Below are 17334 nucleotides of genomic sequence, written 5' to 3' on the forward strand. Positions count from 1 at the left end.
ATGGTCGGCAGCAACATCAGCAAATGGACGATCAGCTATTTCGCGGCCGCCGTCGTCTGGCTGCTTGCGGCCGAAGCGTTGATGGCCGCAGGCTTCGGATTTCCCAACGCCGGCTTGCAGGCTGCAGATACGCTCATCGTCGTGCACATGGTCTGCATTGGCTGGCTCAGTATGGCGATGTGCGGCGCGCTGTTCCAATTCGTGCCGGTGCTCGTCGCCAGGCCGCTCTATGCCGAAGGCTGGACGCTGATCGCCTTTCTGCTGCTCACCGTGGGGTTGGTCGTGCTGCTCGCAGGGTTCCTGGCGCTCGGCGGCAGGATTCCGTCCTGGTCCTCGCTGCTTCCGATTGGTGCGGGTCTCCTCGTCGCGGGCTTCCTGCTAGCCGCCGTCGATCTCGGCGCCACCTTATGGCAGGCTCGCCCGTTGCCTGCACCCGCGCGATTTGTCCTGGTCGGTCTCGTCTCGATCTGCATCACGATCCTGTTCGGCGGGATTTTTGCCCTGGTCCTGTCCGGACGCGCAACGGGGGCCGTGCTGTGGCGCCTGCTGGCAGGCGTGCCGATCCATGCCGCGGCGGGGCTTGGCGGCTGGCTGACCCTTACCGCGATGGGCGTGAGCTATCGATTGCTGGCCATGTTCATGTTGGCGCCCGATAACGGTGTGCGATTGGGCCGAGTCGCATGGTTTGCTGGGACAGCGGCACTGACGATCGCCGTGGTCGGGGGCGTGCTCGCGCTTTTGATGGCGGCAGGCCTGAATATCGTGCTTGCACTTGCAGCGGCGCCGGCCCTGATCGCGCTCATGTTCTATGCGTACGACATGCTTGGCCTGTACCGCAGCCGCAAGCGGCGGGCGCTGGAGCTCAACACCCGCATGACCGTATGGTCGTTTGCGAGCCTCGCTGCGGCGGTGCTGCTCGCCGAGGGGCTCCTCGCCACGGGTTCATTCTCTCGCCACGTCGGCGCATTGGTGTTTCTGGCGGTGTTCGGTTGGCTGTCGGGATTGGTGCTGGCCAATCTCTACAAGATCGTGCCGTTCCTGACCTGGCTCGAGGCCTACGGCCCGGTGCTCGGCAGAGTGCCGACGCCGCGGGTACAGGATCTGGTCGCCGAACGCCGCGCGGCGAAATGGTTCGTGCTGTTCTTCCTCGCAAGCTGGGCCGCGACGGCCACGCTGCTCGCAGAGGCACCGTTCGCTTTCCGCCTCACGGTGGCGGTGATGGGCGTGGCGACGCTTGGGATCGTGCAAGAGCTCGTCAGAGCCCGGCAGCTTGCGGATGTCGCAGAACCTTTGCGTTTGCCGGCGGGAACATCATCGCCGCGGCTCCTGGTCGCGCGAAACTGAAAGGAGAAATGCGAGAATGACCGAATTCGTCGATCTTGACGTCCGGCCGCTGTTGCGGGCCGGCGAGGAGCCGTTCTCGACCATCATGGCCACGCTTGATCGGCTTGAGCAGGGCCAGGGCCTGCGGCTCTACGCGCCCTTCAAGCCCTTTCCGCTGTTTGGCGTCATGGAGAGCAAAGGCTTTGCGCATGAGGAGGCCGAGCTCGAAGGCGGCGAGTGGGAGGTGCTGTTCACGCCGGCGACCGTTGCATCGCAAGCGGTCGAGTTGTCGGATATCGCGCCGGCCGATGATTGGCCGGAGCCCATCCTTCAGCTCGACAATCGCGAGCTCGATCCGCCTGAACCGATGGTCAGGATCCTCGCTGCTGCCGAGACATTGGCGCCGGGACAAACGCTTTTCGCCCTGCTGCGGCGCGAGCCGGTCTTCCTGTTTCGGGAGCTCAGCAAACGCGGGCATCGATGGCGTGGCGGTTTCGTGCCTGGAGGAGATACCTACGAACTGACCGTCAGGGTGAGCGCACATGTCGACGAATGATGAGGATCTCGCTGCGCGAGTGAGAGAGGCACTGCGGGTTGTGATCGACCCTGAGCTCGGCCACAATATTGTTGATCTTGGCTTTGTTTACGACGTGTCGGTCGGTCGAGGCGTCGCACGTATCACGATGACGGCAACGACGCGAGGATGCCCGGCGGTCTCGTTCTTGAAGGAGGGCGCGGCGCAGAGCGCGTGTCTGGTGGACGGAATCGACTCGGTCGAAGTAACGATGACGTTCGATCCACCCTGGCGCCCGCAGATGATCTCGCCGGACGTAAAAGCGTCGCTTGGCTTTGCCGAAGTGAACTGAATCGTTGGAGCCCGGTCTGCTCGATCGAAGGCATGGCGGTCGTCACGCGTCATGCATCACCATTTGGAGATATTGTGCCAGCTCGGCGCGGCGGAAGGGCTTTCCGATGATTGTAAACTCGTCCACCGCGCCGTATCGCGTGAGTACATCTGCCGCATTCCCAGAGGTGAGCAGGATCTTGATGCCGGCGCATAATCGCTTCGCTTCCCGTGCAAGTTCAACGCCGTTGATTCCCTGGGGCATGACGACGTCGGTGAACAGGAGATCGAATTTCTTGTCGTCCTTGAGCAGCCGGATGGCGTCGATGCCATTGCGGGCGCAAAGAACCTGATAGCCAAGCTTGCGCAGCATCGCAGATGTGACGTCCAGGACGTCGTCATCATCCTCGACCACGAGCACCCGCCCTGAACCTGCCGGCGCGTTCTGGCTTGGGACAAGCTCTGTCTCCGCGTCGGGCGTTTGGGAGGATCTGGGCAGGTAGAGGCTGACCGTAGTCCCCGCGCCGAGCGCACTCTCGATTGCGACATGGCCACAGGATTGTCGAACAAATCCATAGACCATGCTGAGACCAAGTCCGGTCCCGCTGCCGATGTCCTTTGTGGTGAAGAAGGGCTCAAATACGCGATCCAGGGTTTCAGGAGACATTCCGCTGCCGGTGTCTCTGACCGAGATCCTGACATACGACCCGGACGCAATGCCGGTGATGGCGTTTTCCTCCAGGTGAACGTTTCGCGCTTCGATCTCCAGCGTACCGCCGCTCGGCATGGCATCGCGCCCATTCAAGATCAGATTGAGGAGGGCAGTCTCGAGCTGGGCGGGGTCGACTTGGCACGCCCATAATTGGTCGTCGATCGTCAGCTTGAGCTCGCAACTCTGTCCGAGGGCACGACGGATAAGCTCCTGAAAGTCTCGGACGAGATGTCCCACATAGATCGGCTTCGGATTCAGTTTCTGTCGGCGGGAAAAAGCCAGCAACTGCGTGGTCAGGCTTGCGCCTCGATAAGCGGCATTGCGCGCGGAGGCCGCAAGCTGCCGGATGCTGTCGTTGTCTCCCGCACGTTCCTCGATGAGTTCGAGATTTCCGGTGATCACCATCAGCAGATTGTTGAAGTCGTGGGCCACGCCACCCGTGAGCTGGCCGACAGCTTCCATCTTTTGGCTCTGATGAAGCTGATCCTCCATCTGCCGGCGTGCCTTGATGGCGCGCCTTTGTTCGGTGATGTCGCGGAACTGGACGGCGAGGCCTTCGCCGGAAGGGAACGCATTAACTTCGTACCATTGCGCCCGGTAGTGGCAGAATATTTCAAAGCGGGCCAGGTGCTGCTCCGACATGGCCTCGCGAAGTCGGTCGGAGAGGTCGCCTTCGATGAAATCCGAAAGCGCTTGCCAGAAATCCATGCCGACGAGGTTGCGTTCGTCGGCAAAATGCGCCTTCGCATGCTCGTTGAGATAAGTGATGTGCCAGTCTCGATCGAGGATGAGCACGCAATCCGTCGTGCTCTCAAATATCGTCGTGATCCGGGCCGCGGCTTCTTCGGCGGCCTCCTTGGCGCCGGACAGCTCGCGTTCGCGCTGCTCGAGCGCATCGGCCATGGAATTGAAGGCGTGAGCTACTGCGGCAATTTCCGAGCGGTTGTCGTGGATCTGCACGCGTGGGGTATAATCGCCGAGCCGCCAGCGATCCGCGGCATCGGCCAATAATTGCAGCGGGTGACGAATGAACCTGCGGGCGCCCAGCCATGTCAGCATCAGCGCCAGCGACGTACTCAAGGCGATCAACAGGACGCCGCGGCGGGTACGGCGCTGGATGCTCGCGAATGCTAGGGCCCTGTCGAGGGCGACACTGACGAGAAGCCCTCCCGATTCATCTGGCAAAGCGGCGTGGCCCACGATCCGCTCTACGCCATCGATGTCGCGGGTGTCATCTGTGCTCCAATGCTCGCCCCGGGGGTATCCTTCCAGGGGCATTTTCCGACCAACGAATCGATCGCCATTGGGGTGGCGCGCAAGGTAGGTGCCGTTCCGGTCGGCGATAGCAATCGCCGTGCCCGGTGGGACATCCATCTGGGCGATGAATTGGCCGAGCCAATCGAGGCTAAGGGTCGCTATGATGACGCCCGCCATGCCGCCGTTATCGCCATAGAATGGTAAGGCGAATTGAATGACTTGACGGCCCGTCGACAGTCCGATCGAAAATTCCCCGACTGTGAACTTTCCGGTTCGCGTAGCCTTGGCAAAATAGGCCCGGCTGGCGACATTCACGATCTCGCCATGGGTCGCGCAAAAGGCAACGCCATTCATGTCGACAGCCACAAAGGTGAGAAAGGCTGGAAAGCTCCGCTTGATCGTTGAAAGATATGAACTGCATGCTTCGGGCTGCCTTGTCTTGATCGCGGGCAGCTCCGAAAGCGCAATCAGGACCTGGCGAATTCCCTGGACTATCTCCTGCTGTTGTGCCGCCGCAATCTTGGCGAGACCGGTCGCCTCTTCCTGCACTTCGATTTGATGAGAGCGGGAGAAGTCAAATTCGTTATACAATTGGATAGCGATCATTGGCACCAGCGCGACCGCCACCAACAGGAATAGGCGCGAGAGTAGGGCCAAGACTCGTCTTCCAGGATAAGGCTCGTTTTCCAGGATAAAGATCCACAGGCCGGCAAGTTGAGCCCGTATATTGCTGGGACGGCCGCTACGCGAAGCGGTTCGTTACAAGCACCGGCAAATCATGCGAAAAGATTGGCATCATCTTGCACCTTTCTCCTTCGATCCGAAGAGGAGGCGGTACTGCCAATCGGCGGCTTCGGCGTGACAACTCTCGCAAATCCGTCTTGATCGGTTCTGACGGGAAGCTGCCGGATCCTTTGATGACCAGACTCAACAATCCAGGCAGAAGCGGACAACGTGCTCGATTTGGGAGCGATTGGGAATGCCGAGCCTCCGAAGCGTCTGGTCGTCGAGTTTCTCCAAGCCGGCGACAGCTCTCTTGAGTTTGTGCTCGTCAAGCCATTCATCGCATCGATCTGCGGTCTCGTCCAACGGCTCGCGCCGGCGGCCGGCTTCTTGTGACCTGTCGATCGTAGGTGCGCGCGAGAGGTTCGAACGGAGTCTCGCTCGTGAGCTCAATGGGAACGGCGGAGCGGATGGAAAAGACAGAGGCTTTAGCAAGATCGCAATCCCGGTAAGTTGACGCAAGGGACTCTCCTGCGTCTCGGTTACCGGACGATCACAGTTGCCGGACAATGAGGTTACGATTGTAACCGGCTGGCCTTCAATTCTGTGTGGGGAGGGCCCACACGCGCGGTGCGCTACCAATAGATGCCGCGTCGATAGACAACGGATGTCAACGGGAGCAGGTGCACGCCGACCTAAAGCGAGGCGCCGTTCTCGAGCAATCCGCGCAGACGATGGTGGTTCAATTCCGCGGCCTGCCCCAACCGCCTCCGAATGGACCAAAGCAAAAGCGAGCGATAAGGTAGTTGGGAATGGGTGGGTCGAGAAGAGAGCCGATAGCCAGTTTTCCGTAGGAAGGATGCAGAGAGCGATGTCGCGAACGAGCGCGTGCATGGAGGATGCCCGTGGCGGGTGCCCCAACGGTAAGGTCGGCAGTCGCAAACGAACAGCGTACCGCAATCGATTCATCCTCGCGCTCATCGTCTGCCTGGCGCACCCGCTGGCGTCGGCGGCGGAGCAGGGCGGAGCCGAGATCGAACAGAAGTTCGCCAACTCGTTGACTGTGATTCCGAACGAAAATCTATCGGTATCGGGCGGATTTTACGTGCCGGCCTATTCCAGCGTCTCAATGAGCGAAGGCAAGCTGCGGGTCGACTTCTCCGTCACTTTGAGTGTGCACAACGCGTCCGAAACCAAGCCATTGATCGTCAAGCGCATCGACTATTTCGACACCTCAGGAAACAGGGTTCAGGCCTATTTGAAGGCCCCGGTGGCGCTGAAGCCGCTCGCGACGATCGAGATTTTCGTTCCTACCAATGACGTGCGCGGCGGGACCGGCGCAAACTTCATTGTCGATTGGGCCGCCGCAGGCGAGATCGCCGAGCCAGTGGTCGAGGCCCTGATGGTCGGCGGGGTCGGCAATGCGCATTATGCGTTCATCAGTCAGGGGCGGCCCGCCAGGACCATCGGGAAGAATTAGAAGGGCGAATCGAGTTGAGGGCGATCCTGTCGCCGCTCTTCCCCTGACCGGCCGCGGAAATACAGTCACTGCGTGAGCGGAACCTCGGGCAGATAATTCGATCCCTCCGATCCCATGAAGTCGAACATTGCCTGCGCGGGCGGCAGCAACACCTTGTCGCTGCGGCGGATCACGTACCACTGGCGCACGATCGGAAGCCCTGCGACATCGAGCATGATGAGGCGTCCATCGACCAATTCATTGGCGACCGTGTGCGCGGAAATGAACGCGATGCCAAGCCCGGCCATCACCGCCTGTTTGATGGTTTCGTTGCTGCTCATTTCCATGCCGATCGTCGGCTCGAGATCGGACTTCTGAAATAGACCCTCCATCAGGATCCGCGTGCCCGACCCTTGCTCGCGGGTGAGAAAGGTCTCGTGCACGAGATCGGTCAGGTTGAGGCCGCGGTCCTTCTCCAGCCAGTGTCCCTTGCGTGCGACGATGATGTGCGGGTTCTTGCCGAGCTGCCTGACATCGACGCTGATGTCGGCCGGCGGCCGACCCATCACCGCGAAGTCGAGATCGTAGCCATGCATCGCCGCGCGGATTTCTTCGCGGTTGCCGATTGTCAGCTTGATCTCGATCTTGGGGTAGCGCTTGGAGAAGGCGGCGATCGCGTGCGGCACGAAGTATTTGGCGGTGCTGACGGCGCCGATGGAGACCACGCCGCCGGTCCGCCCCGCGAGCAGGTCGAGCGCGCCCTGGCAGTCCATGATGGCGGCTTCGATCCGCCCGGCGAGCGCCAGCACTTCCCGCCCCGCGGCCGTCAGCAGCATACCGTCGCCGGTCCGTTGCACCAGCGGCAACCCGGCCAGCCCCTGAAGTTGATGAAGTTGCTGGGTTACCGCCGGCTGGGTCAAGCCGAGTTGTTCGGAGGCCGCAGTGACGCTGCCGCGGGCCGAAAGCGCCGCCAGCGCCCGCAATTGCCGGATGGTCAAGTGCCGGAGTCGGCCGGTATTATAAGAAAAATCTCTGGCCTTTATCATAATTAGAAATTTTCCTTATTTCGCACCTTCTGTCAATTTTCCTGTGCAGGCTCTGACCGCGCCGACCCAAATCGGGACCAACGGCAGCGGCGGCGGCGAGGGATGGACGCAAATGACAGGGCAACGCACGCTTGAGGACTATCTTCAGCGCTACTCGGAAACCGGGCCGCTTGCGCTCGCTGTCGCCGGGGCGATCGATGCGGTTGCGTCGGCTGCGGTGGAAATCGCGGACCTGACCGGCAAGGGCCCGTTGTCGGGGACCCAGGGTCTTGCCACCGGCCGCAACAGCGACGGCGATCTGCAGCGGGATCTCGATGTCCGGGCGGATGCCATCATCCGCCGCTGCCTCGGCAGCATTCCGATCGCAGCGTTGGCCTCCGAGGAGGCGCGCGAGGCGGAAATCTGCGATCCCCAGGGAAGGATTTGCGTCGCGATCGACCCGCTCGACGGCTCCTCCAATATCGACATCAACATGACGGTCGGCACGATCTTTTCGATCCTGCCCGCGCCTGACGATCTCGCCGGCTGCTTCCGCCAGCCCGGCACCGCGCAGGTCGCGGCCGGCTTCGTCACCTACGGACCTCAGACGTCGCTGGTTTTGAGCGTCGGCGACGGCGTCGACGTGTTTACGCTGGATCGCGCCGCGGCCTGCTTCCGCCTGGTGCGCGTTGGCCTGCAGATATCAACGCACGCGGAGGAGTTTGCCATCAATGCCTCGAACCGGCGGCATTGGGATGCGCCGGTGCGGACCTTCATCGACGAATGCCTCGCCGGTATCGACGGCCCCGCCAATCGCGACCTCAACATGCGCTGGATCGGATCGCTGGTCGCAGAGACGTTCCGGATCCTGACGCGGGGCGGCGTGTTTCTCTATCCCTCCGACGCGCGGCCAGGCTACGGCGATGGCCGGCTGCGGCTCGTCTACGAAGCGCATCCGATCGCCTTCATCGTCGAGCAGGCGGGTGGCCTGGCTTCGACAGGCTATCAGCGTATCCTCGATCTTTCGGCGCAGAGCCTGCATCAGCGCGTGCCCCTGATGATGGGTGCCTCGCACGACGTGCGCCGGCTCGAGGAGCTGCATTGCGATCCCCTGCTCATTGCGAGCACCACTGCGCCCCTGTTCGCGCGGCGCGGCTTCTTCCGGGTCTAAAGAGGGAGCGCGCGATGTCCAGAAAGCATCCGATCATCTCGATCACAGGCTCCTCGGGCGCGGGCACGACTTCGGTCAAGCGCACCTTCGAGCAGATCTTCCATCGCGAGAAGGTCAACGCCGTCTATATCGAAGGCGATGCCTTTCACCGCTACGACCGCGCCGAGATGCGCGTTCAAATGGCGCAGGAGGCCGAGCGCGGCAATAGGCATTTCAGCCATTTCAGCCCGCAGACCAATCTGTTCGAGGAGCTCGAGCAGGCCTTTCGTGAATACGGCGAAACGGGCACCGCGATCACGCGTCATTATATTCACGACGAGCAGGAGGCCGCTCTTCATGGCGGTCCGCCCGGCACCTTCACGCAGTGGAAGCGGCTGCCTGAGAATTCGGATCTGTTGTTCTATGAAGGGCTGCATGGCGCCGTCGTCACCGACAAGGTCAACGTCGCGCGCTATGCCGACCTGAAGATCGGCGTCGTCCCCGTCATCAATCTGGAATGGATCCAGAAGCTGCATCGCGATCGCAGCGCGCGCGGCTATTCGACCGAGGCGGTCACCGACACGATTCTGCGGCGCATGCCGGACTACATCCACTACATCTGTCCGCAATTCACCGAGACCGACATCAACTTCCAGCGCGTTCCCACCGTGGATACGTCGAACCCCTTCATCGCGCGGTGGATCCCGACGCCCGACGAATCGATGGTGGTGATCCGCTTCAAGAACCCGCGGGGAATCGACTTTCCCTATCTGCTTGCGATGTTGCCGAACAGCTTCATGTCGCGCGCAAACTCGATCGTCTGTCACGGCTCGAAGCTCGACCTGGCGATGCAATTGATCCTGACGCCGCTGATCATGCAGCTCATGGAACGCAAGCGAAGCCTGAAGTGATGGGCCGCTGGTAGTCGGAAAACAAGACACAAAGGGAGGTGTCATGAACATCTCGGTTCATGCCGAAGCTGACCTGAATGCGGTCACCCATCGTGATCTCGCCAATGCGGTGCGCTTTCTTGCGGTCGACGCGGTCGAGAAATCTCAGTCGGGGCATCCCGGCATGCCGATGGGCATGGCTGATGTCGCAACCGTTTTGTTCTCGCGCTTTTTGAAGTTCGATGCCACACATCCGACCTGGCCGGACCGTGACCGTTTCGTCCTCTCTGCCGGCCACGGCTCGATGCTGCTCTACGCGCTGCTGCATCTGACCGGCGGCGATGTCAGCCTGGACGACATCCGCTCGTTCCGCCAGTGGGGCTCGAAGACTCCGGGCCACCCCGAATATGGCCATACGCCGGGTGTGGAGACCACCACAGGCCCGCTCGGGCAGGGAATTGCGACTGCGGTCGGCATGGCGCTCGCCGAGCGTCTGGCGAATGCGCGACACGGCGACGATCTTGTCGATCACTTCACCTATGTGATCGCCGGCGACGGTTGCCTGATGGAAGGGCTCAGCCAGGAAGCGATTTCGCTCGCCGGTCATCTGCAATTGAGCCGGCTGATCGTGCTCTTCGACGACAACGGCATTTCCATCGATGGCCCGACGTCGCTTGCCACCTCGGACGACCAACTCAAGCGCTTTGCCGCGTCGGGCTGGTCGGTGCGCCGGGTCGATGGGCATGACCCGGAAGCGATCGCGCGGGCGATTGCCGAAGAACGCGAGACGGCACAGCCTTCGCTGATCGCCTGCCGCACCATCATCGGCTACGGTGCGCCGGGCCGCCAGGGCACGGAAAAGGTTCATGGTGCTCCGCTCGGGGCCGAGCAGACGGCGGCCGCCCGAAAGCAACTGGGCTGGGATCACCCGCCCTTCATTGTCCCGCAGCCGATCGCGGACGCCTGGCGGATGATTGGCCAACGTGGCCGATCCGCACGGCTTGCCTGGCTCGATCGTTGCGCGCGGATGGATTCCGCGGAGCGCGAGCGCTTCGAGCAGGGGCGGGCGGCGAGCCTGACCTGTGCCTATGAGCGCGAGCTCGTCAAGTTGCGTGACCGGCTGGCGACAGAGCGTCCAAAACTGGCGACGCGCCAGGCATCCCAGCTCGTGCTCGAGAGCATCGCCTCGACGATCCCGGGCCTGATCGGCGGGTCGGCCGATCTGACGCATTCGAATCTCACCCAGAGCAAGACGCAGCATCCGGTGCGTTCCGGCCAGTTCGCCGGCGATTACGTCCACTATGGCATTCGCGAGCACGGCATGGCCGCGGCGATGAACGGGATCGCACTGCACGGTGGCTTCATTCCCTACGGCGGCACGTTCCTCGCCTTCTCCGATTACAGCCGGCCGGCGATCCGCCTCGCGGCCTTGATGCGGATCCGCGTCATCCATGTCATGACCCATGATTCCATCGGGCTTGGCGAGGACGGGCCCACGCATCAGCCGGTCGAGCATCTGGCCGCGCTGCGGGTGATCCCGAACCTTCTTGTCTTCAGGCCCGCCGACGCGGTGGAAACGCTGGAAGCGTGGGACTGCGCTTTGCGGGCGACCGATCGCCCGTCGGTGCTTTGCCTGTCGCGCCAGGCCCTGCCCACCTTCCGCAGCGACGCGCGCGGCAAGAACAGGGTCGCGCGAGGCGCCTATCTCGTTGTCGCGCCCGAGGGCGGCCGTGACGTCACCTTGATCGCGACGGGATCGGAGGTGGCGATCGCGCTTGATGCGGCCCGTCTGCTCGCGACCGAACACATCCGCGCGGCGGTGGTGTCCGCGCCCTGTTTCGCGCTGTTCGATGAGCAGCCGGCCGATTACCGCGCGCTCGTCCTGGGTTCGGCGCCGCGGGTCGGTGTCGAAGCCGCGGTCGCTGGCGACTGGGGGCGCTGGATCGGCACTGATGGCGAATATGTTGGCATGAGCGGCTTCGGAGCATCGGCGCCGGCGCCCGTTCTCTACCGCGAATTCAACATCACCGCCGACGCGATTGCAGAGGCTGCACGACGCACGATCGCGCGACGACAAGCCTGACAGTAAGCGCCGCAACGAAACATCATTGAACGGAGAAACCTGTGGCACGCATTACCCTTCGACAATTGCTCGATCACGCGGCCGATCGTGGCTACGCGGTGCCGGCCTTCAACATCAACAATATGGAGCAGGGGCTCGCGATCATGCAGGCCGCTGCCGCGGTGGATGCGCCGGTCATCATCCAGGCCTCCCGTGGTGCACGCAGCTATGCCGGTGACATCATGCTCTCGCACATGATCGACGCGCTGGAGCGAATGTATCCCGACATCCCGCTTTGCATGCATCAGGACCACGGCAACGACGAAGCGACCTGCGCCAGCGCGATCGCGCACGGCTTCACGTCCGTCATGATGGACGGATCGCTGAAAGCCGATGCGAAGACGGCGGCCGATTACGACTACAACGTCGCGATCACCCAGCGCGTGGTCGATCTCGCCCATTGGGTCGGCGCCTCGGTCGAAGGCGAGCTCGGCGTGCTCGGCTCGCTCGAACATGGCGGCGGCGCGCAGGAGGATGGTCACGGCGTCGAGGGCAAGGTGAGCCACGATCAGCTCCTGACCGATCCCGACCAGGCGGTCGATTTTGTCCGCGCCACCAAGGTCGATGCGTTGGCGATCGCGATGGGCACCTCGCATGGCGCCTACAAGTTCAGCCGCAAGCCGGATGGTGCGATCCTGGCGATGCGGGTGGTCGAGGAAATTCACCGGCGCCTCCCGAATACGCATCTGGTGATGCACGGATCATCGTCAGTGCCGCAGGCGCTGCAGGACATGTTCAACGAATTCGGTGGGCAGATGCCGCAGACCTGGGGCGTGCCCGTCGAAGAGATTGTCCGTGGCATCAAGAGCGGCGTGCGCAAGGTCAATATCGATACTGACTGCCGGTTGGCGATGACGGCCGTATTCCGCAAGGTCGCTGAGCAAAACCGCGCCGAGTTTGATCCCCGCAAATTCCTCAAACCGGCAATGGATGCGATGCGCCAGCTCTGCCGCGAACGGCTTGAGCAGTTCGGCGCCGCGGGCAATGCCGGCAAGATCAAGGTCATCCCCATGAGCGAAATGGCGCGGCGCTATCGGGCCGGCGAGCTGGATCCGCGCGTCGACAGCTTAGCGTCAGCCGCGGCCTGAGCAGCACGTCGAACAGTGATCCGAACCGCGACCCAGAAACCTAGGAGAGCAGCATGAACGCACATACTGGCACGTTACGCGGCAAAGAGCGCTATCGGTCCGGCGTCATGGAATACAAGCGCATGGGCTATTGGGAGCCCGATTATGTCCCCAAGGACACCGACGTCATTGCGCTGTTCCGCGTGACGCCGCAGGAGGGCGTCGACCCGATCGAAGCGGCGGCAGCCGTCGCTGGCGAATCCTCGACCGCGACTTGGACGGTGGTGTGGACCGATCGCCTGACCGCATGCGAAAAGTATCGCGCCAAGTGCTACCGCGTCGATGAGGTGCCGGGCACGCCAGGCCAATATTTCGCCTACATCGCCTACGACCTCGATCTGTTCGAGCCGGGTTCGATCGCCAATCTGTCGGCTTCGATCATCGGTAACGTCTTCGGCTTCAAGCCGCTGAAGGCGCTTCGGCTCGAAGACATGCGGCTGCCGGTCGCCTATGTCAAAACCTTCCAGGGCCCGGCCACCGGCATCGTGGTCGAGCGGGAACGGCTCGACAAATTCGGCAGGCCCTTATTGGGCGCCACCGTCAAGCCGAAGCTCGGGCTTTCGGGCCGCAACTACGGCCGCGTGGTCTATGAAGCGCTGAAAGGCGGACTCGACTTCACCAAGGACGACGAGAACATCAACTCGCAGCCCTTCATGCATTGGCGCGACCGCTTCCTGTATTGCATGGAGGCCGTCAACCGCGCGCAGGCGGCATCCGGCGAGGTCAAGGGCACCTATCTCAACGTGACCGGTGCGACCATGGAGGACATGTACGAGCGCGCCGAATTCGCCAAGGAGCTCGGCTCGGTGGTGATCATGATCGATCTCGTGATCGGTTACACCGCGATCCAGTCGATGGCCAAATGGGCGCGCCGCAACGACATGATCCTGCATCTGCATCGCGCGGGCCACTCGACCTATACGCGGCAGAAATCGCACGGTGTGTCGTTCCGTGTCATCGCGAAGTGGATGCGGCTCGCCGGCGTCGACCACATTCACGCCGGCACCGTGGTCGGCAAGCTGGAAGGCGATCCCAACACCACGCGCGGCTATTACGACGTCTGCCGCGAGGACTTCAATCCGATGAAGCTGGAGCATGGCCTTTTCTTCGACCAGTCCTGGGCGAGCCTGAACAAGCTGATGCCGGTGGCATCGGGCGGCATTCATGCCGGACAGATGCACCAGCTTCTGGACCTGTTGGGCGAAGATGTCGTGCTGCAGTTCGGCGGCGGCACCATCGGCCATCCCATGGGCATCGCAGCAGGCGCGACCGCCAATCGCGTGGCGCTGGAGGCGATGATCCTCGCCCGCAATGAGGGACGCGACTACGTCCACGAAGGCCCCGAGATCCTCGCCAAGGCGGCCGCGAGCTGCACGCCGTTGAAAGCCGCGCTCGAGGTCTGGAAGGACGTGACCTTCAACTATCAATCGACCGACACGCCGGACTTCGTGCCGCAGGTCCTCGCTGCGGTCTAGAGCATGATGCGGACCCGGAGGGCCGCGTTAGCGCAAAGCGTGTGGCGGTTTTCCGCAAAAGCTCATGCGCGGATAAGGAGAGACAAGATGAGATTGACCCAAGGCTGCTTCTCGTTTCTGCCCGATCTGACCGACGATCAGATCTACAAGCAGGTGCAGTATTGCCTGGCGAACGGCTGGGCCGTGAATATCGAGTTCACCGACGATCCGCATCCGCGCAACACCTATTGGGAAATGTGGGGGTTGCCGATGTTTGATCTGGCCGATGCGGCCGGCGTCATGATGGAGCTTGCCGAATGCCGCAAAGTCTATGGCGACCGTTACATCCGCCTCAGCGGCTTTGATGCGAGCCATGGCTGGGAGTCGGTTCGGATCTCCTTCCTGGTCAATCGACCGCCGAAGGAGGCGCAGTTCGAATTGTCGCGGCAAGAGGTTGCTGGACGGGGGCTGCGTTACACCACCAAGCGCCGCCCGGCCCAGCAGGAAGCTCTGTCCTAAGAAATCCTGATTCCGTCGGAACGGAGTTTACTCCCCTTGCTCCTCCGCGGACCAACTGCTTCGCCGCTTGCGGCGGAGCCCTTCTTTTCGAGGTGCCAATGCTTGATCGCCCGCATCAGCCAAGCTCGGACGAGGACCCGGCCAAGGCGCCGTTCCCGTCGAGCTTCGATCTAAGAAAGGAAGCCGAAGCGGCCGGCATCACCGCAACTCTCCGCGAACTCGATCGCGAGTTGATCGGTCTGAAGCCGGTCAAGAGCAGAGTGCGCCAGATCGCATCGCTGCTGCTGATTGAGCGGATCCGGCAGCAGGCGGGTCTGGTCGCCTCGCCGCCCACTCTGCACATGTCGTTCACCGGCAACCCAGGCACCGGCAAGACGACAGTCGCCTTGCGGATGGCCAAGATCCTGCACGGACTCGGCTTTGTGCGGCGTGGGCATGTGATCTCGGTGACCCGCGATGACCTCGTCGGCCAATATATCGGTCATACCGCGCCGAAGACGAAGGAGATTCTCAAGAAGGCGATGGGCGGCGTGCTGTTCATCGACGAGGCCTATTACCTGCATCGCCCCGACAACGAACGCGACTACGGTCAGGAGGCGATCGAGATCCTACTGCAGGTGATGGAGAACCAGCGCGACGATCTTGTCGTCATTCTTGCAGGTTACGGCGAGCGGATGACGAGCTTTTTCGCGAGCAATCCGGGCTTCCGTTCCCGGATCGCGCATCACATCGAGTTTCCCGACTATTCGGAAGCGGAGTTGCTCGCGATTTCGGAGCTGATGTTGCAGGAACGCGGCTATCGCTTCAGCGCTGCGGCGCGCGAGGCCTTTGTCAAGTATATTGCCTTGCGCAGCCAACAGCCGTTCTTCTCGAACGCGCGCTCGATCCGCAACGCCGTCGACCGCATTCGCCTTCGCCAGGCGGATCGGCTGGTATCGGATCTCGACCGAATGCTAAGCGTTGCGGATCTCGAGACGATTGACGCCTCCGATATCCTGGCAAGCCGCGTCTTCGCATTTCCCGATGCCAAAGTGCGGACGGATGGGACGAGCGCCCGCAATGACTGACGACATCTTGATTTCTCCCTCGCTTCTCGCCGCGGACTTTGCCCGACTTGGCGAGGAGGTCGCCTCTGTCGCCGCTGCTGGCGCAGATTGGATCCATTGCGATATCATGGATGGACATTTCGTGCCGAACATCAGCTTCGGCGCCGATGTCATCAAGGCCATTCGTCCCCTGACGGCGAAGCCATTAGACGTTCACCTGATGATCGCGCCCGTCGAGCCATATCTGGAGGTGTTTGCGAAGGCGGGCGCGGACATCATCACGGTGCATGCCGAGGCCGGGCCGCATCTTGACCGCTCGCTGCAGAGAATCCGGACGATGGGGAAGAAAGCCGGTGTAAGCCTGTGCCCCGCGACGCCGGAAACCGCCATTCAATATGTGCTCGATCGCGTCGATCTCATTTTGGTGATGACCGTCAACCCCGGTTTTGGCGGGCAATCCTTCCTCGGCTCGCAAATCGAGAAGATCGCTCGCATCCGGAACATGATCGGCGACAGGCCGATTCATCTTGAGGTCGACGGCGGCATCACTCCGGATAACGCGGCCTCCGCGGTCGCGGCCGGGGCGGACGTCCTGGTCGCCGGATCCGCCGTATTTCGTGGGCATGGCGGTTTGGACTACGCGAACAACATTGCCGCCATCCGAAATGCCGCGAAGGGGGGTCGCGCCCCGGCCGTGCGCCTCCGATCCGCTGCGGGCTGACTCGCCTCGGTTTCCCAGAGAGATTTGACGCCGACCTGCCAGCAGCACCGCGGCTGCGGCTTTTCAAGTCGTGGATCCTAAGCTTTCTATACGTTGAGCCTGTGAGCGCCGCACGGGCGAGCCGTTTGTCGCACATCTGTCATGAGCCGGTTACAACAAATGGTTTGACCGATCCGCTTAATTCATATGCAACGCGTGCCATGGTTCGAATCGTCTACATCTTGGCTGCCTTGGCGGCGTTTGGCGCACCGGCTAAAGCGCAGCTCTGGATGCCGGCGCAAAATCATGAGCGGATGCCGGCCCAGCCGTTGTCGCGTCCGCCGGAGCCGGATGTCGTTCGTCGCGAAAAGAGCGGAACGGCCTTCTTTGTCGATGATTCCGGCACGCTCCTGACGGTGCGACACGCGATCGACGATTGCACGCGCGTCCTCGTCACAAAGGAGGGACGGTGGGTTGCGGCTCGCGTGTTCGCACTTTCCGACCGCGTCGATTTGGGCTTGATCAAAGTGCCCAAGACACTCGGACTTTCTGCCACCTTTCCTCGCACCGTCACGACGGCCGCGAACGAGATGGTGTTCGTATCCGCCTACGACAGGCTGCCGCAGATGCTGAGCCACGGCGGGATGCTCGGCAACGCCACTATCAGCCCGAGTTCCGGGGAAGGTGAGACAGGCTACATCGGAATCGATTCCGACGCCACATTCGGCGCCAGCGGCGCGCCCGTGCTTGATAGCCGCGGCCTGGTCGAGGGCGTGATCAGCCGGCGCACGGGAGTCAACCACGTCCTGGCGGTTGGCGCGGCCGAGGCCAAGGCGTTTCTTGCCAGCAACGGTATCCGTTTCGCGGAGGACGACAGGCCGCAGATGGCCGGCAGTTCGCCGCGCGCCAACCGGGCCGCTTCGATTTCGGCGCGTGTCACTTGCCTGCAAAATTGAGCAGGCAATCTGGCTGATATCCTTGCC

Annotated in this window: 15 protein-coding genes; 13 read left to right on the plus strand and 2 right to left on the minus strand. The window is 62.3% G+C overall.

Annotated features, from left to right (window positions below; translation table 11 throughout):
- The 3 genes from P6U23_RS05675 to P6U23_RS05685 are packed head-to-tail and all read left to right on the plus strand — an operon-like array spanning position 1 to position 2189.
- Entirely contained in the window at positions 1–1344 is a 1344-nt protein-coding gene (locus P6U23_RS05675; RefSeq protein ID WP_407178591.1) for a hypothetical protein, read from the plus strand.
- Positions 1345–1360: 16 nt separating this feature from the next.
- Positions 1361–1879 (plus strand): DUF2249 domain-containing protein, encoded by a 519-nt coding sequence (locus P6U23_RS05680; RefSeq protein WP_407178592.1) that lies wholly within the window; start codon positions 1361–1363, stop codon positions 1877–1879.
- Positions 1880–1898: 19 nt separating this feature from the next.
- Entirely contained in the window at positions 1899–2189 is a 291-nt protein-coding gene (locus P6U23_RS05685) for a metal-sulfur cluster assembly factor (protein ID WP_407178593.1), read from the plus strand.
- A 42-nt stretch (positions 2190–2231) separates the two neighbouring features.
- Here P6U23_RS05685 and P6U23_RS05690 read toward each other — a convergent pair whose 3' ends face one another.
- Entirely contained in the window at positions 2232–4763 is a 2532-nt protein-coding gene (locus P6U23_RS05690; protein ID WP_407181343.1) for an ATP-binding protein, read from the minus strand.
- A 988-nt stretch (positions 4764–5751) separates the two neighbouring features.
- On the opposite strand from P6U23_RS05690, the gene P6U23_RS05695 reads away from it, so the two are divergent.
- On the plus strand, positions 5752–6339 hold the full coding sequence (locus tag P6U23_RS05695; protein ID WP_407178594.1) for a DUF3124 domain-containing protein: 588 nt from the start codon (positions 5752–5754) through the stop codon (positions 6337–6339).
- Between the two features lie 65 nt (positions 6340–6404).
- On the opposite strand, the gene P6U23_RS05700 is transcribed toward P6U23_RS05695, so the two are convergent.
- The gene (locus P6U23_RS05700) at positions 6405–7364 is read right to left on the minus strand and encodes a LysR family transcriptional regulator (RefSeq protein WP_407178595.1); all 960 of its coding nucleotides are present in this window, start codon (positions 7362–7364) and stop codon (positions 6405–6407) included.
- Positions 7365–7476: 112 nt separating this feature from the next.
- On the opposite strand from P6U23_RS05700, the gene P6U23_RS05705 reads away from it, so the two are divergent.
- The 9 genes from P6U23_RS05705 (at position 7477) to P6U23_RS05745 (ending at position 17307) form a co-directional block, all read left to right on the plus strand.
- Complete coding sequence (locus P6U23_RS05705) at positions 7477–8514, plus strand: class 1 fructose-bisphosphatase (RefSeq protein ID WP_407178596.1); 1038 nt, start codon at positions 7477–7479, stop codon at positions 8512–8514.
- 14 nt (positions 8515–8528) lie between these two features.
- Entirely contained in the window at positions 8529–9404 is an 876-nt protein-coding gene (locus P6U23_RS05710; protein ID WP_407178597.1) for a phosphoribulokinase, read from the plus strand.
- Positions 9405–9447: 43 nt separating this feature from the next.
- On the plus strand, positions 9448–11466 hold the full coding sequence (gene tkt / locus P6U23_RS05715) for a transketolase (RefSeq protein ID WP_407178598.1): 2019 nt from the start codon (positions 9448–9450) through the stop codon (positions 11464–11466).
- Positions 11467–11507: 41 nt separating this feature from the next.
- Positions 11508–12593 (plus strand): class II fructose-bisphosphate aldolase, encoded by a 1086-nt coding sequence (gene fba, locus P6U23_RS05720; RefSeq protein WP_407178599.1) that lies wholly within the window; start codon positions 11508–11510, stop codon positions 12591–12593.
- Between the two features lie 53 nt (positions 12594–12646).
- A complete protein-coding gene (locus tag P6U23_RS05725; RefSeq protein WP_407178600.1) occupies positions 12647–14107 on the plus strand; it encodes a form I ribulose bisphosphate carboxylase large subunit in 1461 nt (486 codons plus the stop codon).
- Between the two features lie 87 nt (positions 14108–14194).
- Positions 14195–14605: a ribulose bisphosphate carboxylase small subunit gene (locus P6U23_RS05730; protein ID WP_407178601.1), complete on the plus strand. Its 411-nt coding sequence runs from the start codon at positions 14195–14197 to the stop codon at positions 14603–14605.
- Positions 14606–14703: 98 nt separating this feature from the next.
- On the plus strand, positions 14704–15672 hold the full coding sequence (gene cbbX, locus P6U23_RS05735) for a CbbX protein (RefSeq protein ID WP_407178602.1): 969 nt from the start codon (positions 14704–14706) through the stop codon (positions 15670–15672).
- Positions 15665–16372, plus strand: coding sequence for a ribulose-phosphate 3-epimerase (rpe, locus tag P6U23_RS05740; RefSeq protein WP_407178603.1), 708 nt, complete (start codon positions 15665–15667; stop codon positions 16370–16372). The genes cbbX and rpe overlap by 8 nt, the downstream gene beginning before the upstream one ends.
- A 200-nt stretch (positions 16373–16572) precedes the next feature.
- Positions 16573–17307: a serine protease gene (locus P6U23_RS05745; protein WP_407178604.1), complete on the plus strand. Its 735-nt coding sequence runs from the start codon at positions 16573–16575 to the stop codon at positions 17305–17307.
- The last annotated feature ends 27 nt before the right edge of the window (positions 17308–17334 follow it).

Origin of the sequence: Bradyrhizobium sp. STM 3562 (genome assembly GCF_045571435.1) — a bacterium.
Classification (GTDB): domain Bacteria; phylum Pseudomonadota; class Alphaproteobacteria; order Rhizobiales; family Xanthobacteraceae; genus Bradyrhizobium.